We start from the raw sequence: 7,858 nt of genomic DNA, 5'->3' as shown, positions 1-7,858 counted from the left end.
GGCTACCGCACCCCGCACGAAGCCCGCGTCGGCTATCGTCAAGGTCTCACCCTCGTGGCATGAAATCCGGTGTCCGGTCATCGGGGACAACCTCACTTTGACAATGCCGAGGCGCGGTGGGCGAAGCCGTTGTTGCTCTGGTACCGCCCGAGCGACCCGGACCGCTTGGTGTTGCCCGCGTTGGACAGCCACACCGGCGAGGTGCCCGAGTTGGACGCGGCGGTGCGGGCGGATCACTGGCTGTTGTTCGGAACCGACGAGGTCGACCCGGGTTGGGGTCACCCGGTCGATCACGGAAGCACGATGCGTCACAAGTTGCGGGAGTTCCTGGCGGAGCGGGTGGTCGGTGTGCGGTTCGACCAGGAGCGCATGGTCAACGGTGACTTCGTGCTCGCGCGCGATGACCTCAACCGTGGGGATCTGACGAAGGTGCAGCGGATTGGGCCGAGGTAGGACCAGGAAGCGGTTAGAAGAAGGTGCCGCTCCACGGGACCTCGGACACCGCGAACAACGCGTCGGCGCGAGCGAGAGCGGTCGGGGCCACGACGTCCAGGCGGCGGGTGGCGGCGAGCGTCGAGAACGACACGTCGCCCAGGTAGGTCGAAGCGAGCACGTCGACGTCCAGCACCAGCTCCGGAGCGTCGTCCACCCGCGTCACGCCGTCCGCCGTCACCCGGTACGACCCCGCGTTCTCCGGCAGGTACGCGTCCCGCACCCCGATCACCACCGGCTCACCGGCCCGGTAAGTCCGAGCCGACAACGCGGCCGGCACGTCCAGCAGGCGCAGCCACGTCTCGTCGGCCTCCTCGGCGACCTGGCACGTCCTCCGGTCACCCAGCAGCCACTCCACCGGCTCGTCCACCGGCCTCGCGGACGCCACCACCCGCCCCACCAGGTCGACCCCGAGCACGAACAGCCACAGGTCGGCCCACGCCTCGGCGTCGCGCGCCCACAGGTCACCGACCGTCAACGTGGTCGGCTTCTCGTCGCTCGAGTCGTGTTCACCCGGCGCGACCTTGAACATCGCGTAACCGTCGGCCTCGCCGGACGCGTCGTACCGCACCGCGAACTGCACGTTCTCCTCGGCCGCCACGCGCCGCACGGTCAGGCCCCACCACGCGGGCCACCGGGCGATGGTGCCGGCACGCCCCGGCGACAGCTCGTCGAACAACGCGCGCGCGATCCGCTCCCCCGCCTCGGCCCCGACCAGCCGCACCCGGCCGACCGGGCGGGTGCGGGGCGCGGCCTTGCGGCGGTCGATGCGCAGGAACCGGTAGCGGGTGGCGACGCCGTAACCGTAACGGCCGTAGATCGCCGTCTCGGACGCGCGGAGCGTGGCGGCCACGTCACCGTTGGACCGCAGTGCCCGCAGTTGCGCCCGTTGCAGCGCGCTGAGCACCCCGCGACGCGTCCAGTCCGCCCGCACGCCGACCCGGCTCACGGCCGCGTGCGGCACTACGCCGCCACCCGGCACGGCCAGGCGTGACGGGAACGACTGGACGGTGCCGATCATCTCCCCGTCGGCGAACGCGCCGAACGTGCGGCCGGGCTCGTACGACTCCTGCACGAACTTCCACTGGTCGTCCGGCGCGGGCGCGTGGTGGAGCGTGCCGCGGAACAGGCTGTGGGCGGTTCGGTACTCGGAGTCGTCCAGCACGCGGACGTCGTGGTCGGTCACCCCCGCATGGTGCACCACGAGTCGCTCGCTTCGCTAACGACTTTGCCCGCGCAACGCCGGAGGCCACCCCCGCAACCAGCGCGGGAGTGGCCTCGGGCACAACGCGGGGCGATCAGCCGGCGGGCTGGCCGACCTCGTACTCGCCGTCCTCGGTCTTCACGGTGATCTTGACCGTCTTGTCCTTGCCGCCGACCTTCACCTTGCACTCGAAGGTCGTGTTCGGCTTGACCTCCTGCTCGGCGGGGCAGGTCGCGCCCTCGACGTCGGAGATCTTGTAGTCGTCCTTCAGCACGCCGACCACGCCGTTCTGCACGGCGGTCTGGTCGAACACCTTCGTGTTGAAGAACCCCGGCGCGACGAACCCGGTGATGCCGACGGCCGCGACCACCAGCACGACGAGCGCCACGACGACCCACAGCACGGCGCTGGACTTCTTGGCGGGCGGCTGCTGGCCGTACTGCCCCGGCTGGCCGTACTGGCCCGGCTGCTGCCCGAACTGGCCCGGCTGCCCCTGCTGGCCGAACTGGCCGGGCTGCCCGTACTGGCCCTGCTGCGGCTGGCCGTACGGGTTGGACTGCGGGTTGTTCGGGTCGTACCCGGCGGGGTACTGCTGGGTGTACGGCTGCTGCTGGGGCTGCTGCTGACCCCACTGCTGCTGCGACGGGTCCGGCTGCCCGTAGGGGTTGGGCTGCTGAGCGGGGAAACCACCCGACGGCGTGCCGGGGTACCCACCACCGTAGGGCTGTTGCTGCTGGCCCCACTGCGGCTGCGGGTCGTTCCCTCCGGACGGTCCGTACGGACTGGTCATGCTCGGCCTCCGACGGTCGGTCTGGACAAGGTCTGGAACGGTCTTCGACGATCTGGACAAGCTGTTCAAGGCTTGCGGGCGCGATCAAACCACAGCCACCCGCGCGGTACCCACCCGCCCCGCAAAGCTTTGTCAAACGGTGGCCATCGCCACCACCCCGCGGCGCAGCGCGTCGACCGCCTTTCGGGCGGTGGCGCCGACCGGGTCGCCGCCGCCGACGACGTCCCGGATCTGGTCCAGAAAGTCGATCACCTGCCGGCACCACCGGACGAAGTCGCCCGCGCCGAGCTCCGCGCCGTTCTCCTCCGCCGCGGACAGCACCTTCTCCAGCGACTCGCCGCGCGCCCACCGGTACACCGCCCAAGCGAAGCCCGGGTCGGGTTGGCGGGTGCGGTCGAGCCGGTGGCGGCGTTCGTCGTCCTCCAGCTCGGCCCACAGCCGCGCGGTCGCGGTCAGCGCGTCGGACACCTTGCCCGGTGGCAGCCGCGCTTCGAGCGGGCCGTCGCGGCGGGCTTCGTAGACCAGGGCGGACACGACCGCGGCCAGTTCGGCGGGGTCGAGGTCGCGCCACACGCCGTGCCGCAGGCACTCGGCGGCCAGCAGGTCGGATTCGCTGTAGAGCCTGGTGAGCCGCTTGCCGTGCTCGGTGACCTCCTCGCCGGGTCCGCTCTCCCCGGCGTGCAGGTAGCCGCGTTCGCGCAGCAGGCCGCGGATGCGGTCGAACTCGCGCGCCAGCGAGTGGGTGGTGGCGGCGACCTTGCGCTCCAGCTGCTCGGTCTCGGCGAGCAGCCGGTGGTAGCGCTCGCCCCAGCGGGCGTGCTCCTCGCGCTTCTCGCAGCCGTGGCACGGGTGGGCGCGCAACGCCCGCCGCAGCGTGGCCAGTTCGGCGTCGTCGTCGGCGTTGGACCGGCGTTTGCGCATCGCGGGGGCGACGATGCCGGTGGCGCGCAACGACGCGGCCAGGTCGCGCCGCGACTTCGGCGACCGGGTGTCGACCTGCTTGGGCAGCCGCATCTTGCCCAGCACCTCGACGGGCATGGGGAAGTCCGCCGACGACAGCCGGCCGGCCCAGCGGTCCTCGGTCACCACGAACGGGCGGGCCTCGCCCAGGGGTTCCAGGCCGGGGTCGATCACCACGGCCAGGCCGGACCGCCGCCCGGACGGCACCGCGATCACGTCGCCCTTGCGCAGCCGTTCCAGCGACTGGGCCGCCTCGGCGCGCTTGGCGGAGGTGTTCTGCCGCGCCAGCGCCTTCTCCCGGTCGGCGACGCGGCGGCGCAGGGAGGCGTACTCCGCGAAGTCACCGAGGTGGCAGGTCATCGCCTCGGCGTAGCCGCCCAGCGCCTCGCGGTTGCGCTCGATGCGCCGCGCCAGGCCGACGACCGACCGGTCGGCCTGGAACTGGGCGAACGACTGCTCCAGGATCTCCCGGGCGGCGGCCGCGCCGAGCTGGTTGACCAGGTTGACGGCCATGTTGTAGCCGGGTCGGAACGACGACCGCAGCGGGTAGGTGCGGGTGGAGGCGAGGCCGCCGACGGCCTTCGGGTCGACGCCGGGTTGCCACACCACGACGGCGTGGCCCTCGACGTCGATGCCGCGCCGCCCCGCGCGGCCGGTGAGCTGGGTGTACTCGCCGGGTGTCAGGTCGACGTGGGCCTCGCCGTTGTACTTGACCAGCTTCTCCAGCACGACGGTGCGGGCGGGCATGTTGATGCCCAGCGCCAGCGTCTCGGTGGCGAACACGACCTTCACCAGGCCGCGGACGAACAGCTCCTCCACGGTCTCCTTGAACGCGGGCAGCAGGCCGGCGTGGTGGCTGGCGATGCCGCGTTCCAGCGCTTCGCGCCACTCCCAGTAGCCGAGGACCATGAGGTCGCCCTGCGGCAGGTCCTTGGTCTTCTCCTCGATGATCCCGCGGATCTGCTCGACCTCGTCGGCCGAGTTGAGCCGCAGCCCGGCCCGCACGCACTGGGTGACGGCCGCGTCGCAGCCGGCGCGGCTGAACACGAAGTCGATGGCGGGCAGCAGGCCGGCGCCGTCGAGCCGCTGCACGATGTCGACCCGGGACGGCGGCTTGAAGCCGGAGCCGCGCGGCGGGCGGCCGCGTTGGTCCTTGTTGTTGCGGTTGCGGCTCCACGGCACGTGGAACCGGGACAGGTCGTCGGTGTGCCGCAGCAGCTGGGGGTTGATGCGGGCGTGCCCGTCGGGGCCCTCGCCGGCGAACAGGTCCAGCATCCGGCCGCCGGCGAGCATGTGCTGCCACAGCGGCACGGGCCGGTGCTCGTCGACCACGACGGTGGTGTCGCCGCGGACCTCGACCAGCCACTCGCCGAACTCCTCGGCGTTGCTGACCGTGGCGGACAGGCCGACCAGCCGCACGGACTCGGGCAGGTGCAGGATGACCTCCTCCCACACCGGGCCGCGGAACCGGTCGGCCAGGTAGTGGATCTCGTCCATCACCACGTAGGCCAGCGTGGTGAGCGTCGAGGAGCCCGCGTAGAGCATGTTGCGCAGGACCTCGGTGGTCATCACGACGATGGGCGCGTCGCCGTTGACCGACGTGTCGCCGGTGAGCAGGCCGACCTTCTTCGCGCCGTAGCGGGCGACCAGGTCGGCGTACTTCTGGTTCGACAGGGCCTTGATCGGCGTCGTGTAGAAGCACTTGCTGCCCTCGGACAGGGCCAGGTGCACGGCGAACTCGCCGACGACGGTCTTGCCGGCGCCGGTGGGCGCGCAGACCAGCACGCCGTGCCCGTCCTCCAGCGCCTCGCAGGCGCGTTGCTGGAACGGGTCGAGTTCGAACGAGATGACCCCCAGGAAGTCGGCCAGCTTGGGCCGGGAGGAGCGGCGGCGGAAGTCCGCGTACGAGTCGGCCGGAGACCGCGAAGTGCTTGACACCTGTCCAGGCTGTCACACGGGACCGACAAAATCGCTTCAGATCCGCACGGGATCCCGGAACACTTCTTTGGTCGACACTGAAGCTATGGAGACCACAAAGGTGGATCGTGCGGCACACTCGTCGGACGTGGAAGCGATCCCGTTGGCGGAAGGCGACCTCAGGTGGGTGTTCCCCGACCTGGTCGAGGTCGGCCCGGTTCTCGCGGTGCTGCGACTGGCCGCCGCCCGGGTCGAGCGGCTGGCCGGTCACCTGGGCAGACCGGGCGCGGGCCTGGTGTTCGACCACCTGCCCGGCGCGCCCTACGCGGGGCTGTCCGCCCTCGCCGAGTTCGAGGAGGTGGCGTTCCGGGTGCGGGTCGCACTGCCCCGCGACCCGCACCGCAACGTGCCCCGGTCACCGCCGCCGTGGCAGGTGGAGGGCGAGATCTCGGTGCGCTGCGATGCGATCCGGGACTGCGGCCGGCACGAGATCGAGACCGTCGAGTCCGCGCACGGCACACCGCTGGACGCGGCCGACGGGGTGCTGGCCATCGCCGGGTGGCTGTTCGAGCGGGGCACGGCGGAGCCGCACGGCTCGTGGCGCAGGCGGGACGTGCTCAGCCGCCACCGGTGACGGCGGTGAGGGCCCCGGGCACGCACGTGACCGTCAACGGCACCGCGCTCAGCCGCTCACCGTCGGCGTAGGCCACCCAGGACGGCCCGGACAGCCGCGCGGAGCGGGCGCGGAGGGTGTGCACGGCGGGGTGGTCCACGTGCCGCCCGGTGCGCAGCGTGGGCAGCATCCGCAGCAGCGTGCGGCGGGGCGCGGCGCGCACCACGGTCAGGTCGAACAGGCCGTCGGTGACCGACGCCTCCGGGCACACCGGGATGCCGCCGCCGTAGCTGGTGGTGTTGCCGACCGCGACCAGCAGGGCGTCCAGCTCCAGCACGTCGTCCTCGGTCTCGACGACCAGCCGGCGCGGTGTGAGCGCCGCCAGTTCGGCCAGGATCGCCAGGTCGTAGCGGCGCGGCCCGGCGGGCCAGCGCATCGCGTTCGCGCGCTCGTTGACCGCGGAGTCGAAGCCCGCGCACAGCACGGTGGCGAACCACGGGCCGCCTTCCACGCGGCCGAGGTCGAACCGGGCGCGCGTGCCGTCCCGCAACGCGGCCACGACGTCGTCCACCGTGGCCGTGCCCAGCGCCGCGGCCAGGTCGTTCCCGGTGCCGGCGGGCACCACGGCCAGGGCGGTGGAGGACTCCGCGCACGCCTGCACGGCCAGGTGCGCGCCGCCGTCGCCGCCGAGCACCACCAGCACGTCGACCCCGTCGGCGACGGCCCGGCGCGCGGCTTCGGCGGTGCCCTCGGCGGTGCGGGCGACGTGCAGGTCGAGCCGGTCGACCTCGGCGCGCAGCCGGTGCGCGACCGTGCCCGCCATGCGCGCGGCCCTGCCCTTGCCCGAGGCGGGGCACACCAGCAGGGCCGCCCGCAGTGACGTCGACATGGTCGCGAAGCCTACAAAGACTTCACTCCATCGAGTGATCAGGTCACGTCGTCGTACCGAACCCGGCCGGGCGCCTCGGGCACCGGGTCGGGCGTGGGCACCGGATCGGGTGACGGCTCTTCGACCGCCGACGGCGTGTAGTCGAAGGGCGCGGCGACGTCATCCGGGAGGTCGTCCAGGCCCTCGGCCTTGCGCCGGCGCGCGACCCGCTTGTCGTGCACCCGGGCGAGCTGGATGGCCACCTCGAACAGCAGCACGAGCGCCACCGCCAGCGCGACCATGGAGATCGGGTCGGTGCCGGGCGTGGCGACGGCGGCGAAGATGAACAGGCCGAACACGATGCCGCGCCGCCACTTGTTCAGCTTCTCGTAGCTGATCACGCCGATCTGGTTGAGCATCACCACGATGAGCGGCAGCTCGAAGCTCACGCCGAAGATCAGCAGCAACGCCATCACGAAGCTGACGTACTCGCCCGCCGTCAACGCGGTGATGAACTGGTCGTCGCCGAAGCCCACCAGCACCGCCAGACCCTGCGGCACGACGTAGAACGCCAGCGTGGCGCCCGCGACGAACAGCACCGAGGCGCACGCCACGAACACGATGGCGATCCGCCGCTCCTTGGCGTACAGACCCGGCGAGATGAACCGCCACAGCTGGTAGAGCCACAGGGGCGCGGTCAGCGCCATGCCCGCCCCCGCGCCGACCTTGAGCCGGATCATGAAGACCTCGAACGGCTTGGTCTGCAGGAGCTGGCAGCCCTGGCCCTCCTGGGTGAGCCGCTGGGTCTCCGGGATGCCGCAGTAGGGGTCGACGACGATGTCACCGAGGTCGGGCAGGCCGAGGATGCGCCAGTCCCACCAGATGAAACCGAAGATCGCACCCAGCGCGATGAACAGCAGCGCCAACCCCAGCCGGTGCCGGAGGTCGTAGAGGTGGTCCTTCAACGACATGGTGCCGTCGGGGTTGCCCCGGCGACTCGTGATCTTGCGGCGC

General features: G+C 71.9%; 7 protein-coding genes. 2 read left to right on the top strand and 5 right to left on the bottom strand.

Annotated features, from left to right (window positions below):
* Positions 1-132 precede the first annotated feature (132 nt).
* A complete protein-coding gene (locus ACIQMJ_RS38075) occupies positions 133-453 on the top strand; it encodes a hypothetical protein (protein WP_499765873.1) in 321 nt (106 codons plus the stop codon).
* 13 nt (positions 454-466) lie between these two features.
* Here the strand turns inward: ACIQMJ_RS38075 and ACIQMJ_RS38070 are convergent, their stop codons facing one another.
* The 3 genes from ACIQMJ_RS38070 to ACIQMJ_RS38060 all read right to left on the bottom strand — a co-directional run bounded on the left by ACIQMJ_RS38070 (position 467) and on the right by ACIQMJ_RS38060 (position 5,384).
* On the bottom strand, positions 467-1,678 hold the full coding sequence (locus ACIQMJ_RS38070; protein ID WP_499765872.1) for a GNAT family N-acetyltransferase: 1,212 nt from the start codon (positions 1,676-1,678) through the stop codon (positions 467-469).
* Between the two features lie 112 nt (positions 1,679-1,790).
* Positions 1,791-2,486, bottom strand: a complete 696-nt coding sequence (locus ACIQMJ_RS38065) for a DUF4333 domain-containing protein (RefSeq protein WP_499765871.1) — start codon at positions 2,484-2,486, stop codon at positions 1,791-1,793.
* A 132-nt stretch (positions 2,487-2,618) separates the two neighbouring features.
* Entirely contained in the window at positions 2,619-5,384 is a 2,766-nt protein-coding gene (locus ACIQMJ_RS38060) for a DEAD/DEAH box helicase (protein ID WP_499765870.1), read from the bottom strand.
* Between the two features lie 127 nt (positions 5,385-5,511).
* Here ACIQMJ_RS38060 and ACIQMJ_RS38055 point away from each other — a divergent pair, with 127 nt between their 5' ends.
* Positions 5,512-5,997 (top strand): hypothetical protein, encoded by a 486-nt coding sequence (locus ACIQMJ_RS38055; RefSeq protein ID WP_499765869.1) that lies wholly within the window; start codon positions 5,512-5,514, stop codon positions 5,995-5,997.
* On the opposite strand, the gene ACIQMJ_RS38050 is transcribed toward ACIQMJ_RS38055, so the two are convergent.
* On the bottom strand, positions 5,981-6,865 hold the full coding sequence (locus ACIQMJ_RS38050; RefSeq protein ID WP_499765868.1) for a diacylglycerol/lipid kinase family protein: 885 nt from the start codon (positions 6,863-6,865) through the stop codon (positions 5,981-5,983). The genes ACIQMJ_RS38055 and ACIQMJ_RS38050 overlap by 17 nt on opposite strands.
* 38 nt (positions 6,866-6,903) lie before the next feature.
* Positions 6,904-7,815, bottom strand: coding sequence for a twin-arginine translocase subunit TatC (gene tatC / locus ACIQMJ_RS38045; protein WP_499765876.1), 912 nt, complete (start codon positions 7,813-7,815; stop codon positions 6,904-6,906).
* Between the last annotated feature and the right edge of the window lie 43 nt (positions 7,816-7,858).

The sequence above is a fragment of the Actinosynnema sp. NPDC091369 genome, assembly GCF_044757065.1.
Classification (GTDB): Bacteria; Actinomycetota; Actinomycetes; order Mycobacteriales; family Pseudonocardiaceae; genus Actinosynnema.
The sequence above is the reverse complement of the archived record's forward strand: the minus strand, read 5'-3'. Positions and strand labels throughout refer to the sequence as shown.

Excerpts from the sequence above, each read along its gene's own strand:
- tatC (WP_499765876.1), bottom strand. The coding sequence starts at position 7,815 with ATGTCGTTGAAGGACCACCTCTACGACCTCCGGCACCGGCTGGGGTTG.
- ACIQMJ_RS38065 (WP_499765871.1), bottom strand. The coding sequence starts at position 2,486 with ATGACCAGTCCGTACGGACCGTCCGGAGGGAACGACCCGCAGCCGCAG.
- ACIQMJ_RS38050 (WP_499765868.1), bottom strand. The coding sequence starts at position 6,865 with ATGTCGACGTCACTGCGGGCGGCCCTGCTGGTGTGCCCCGCCTCGGGC.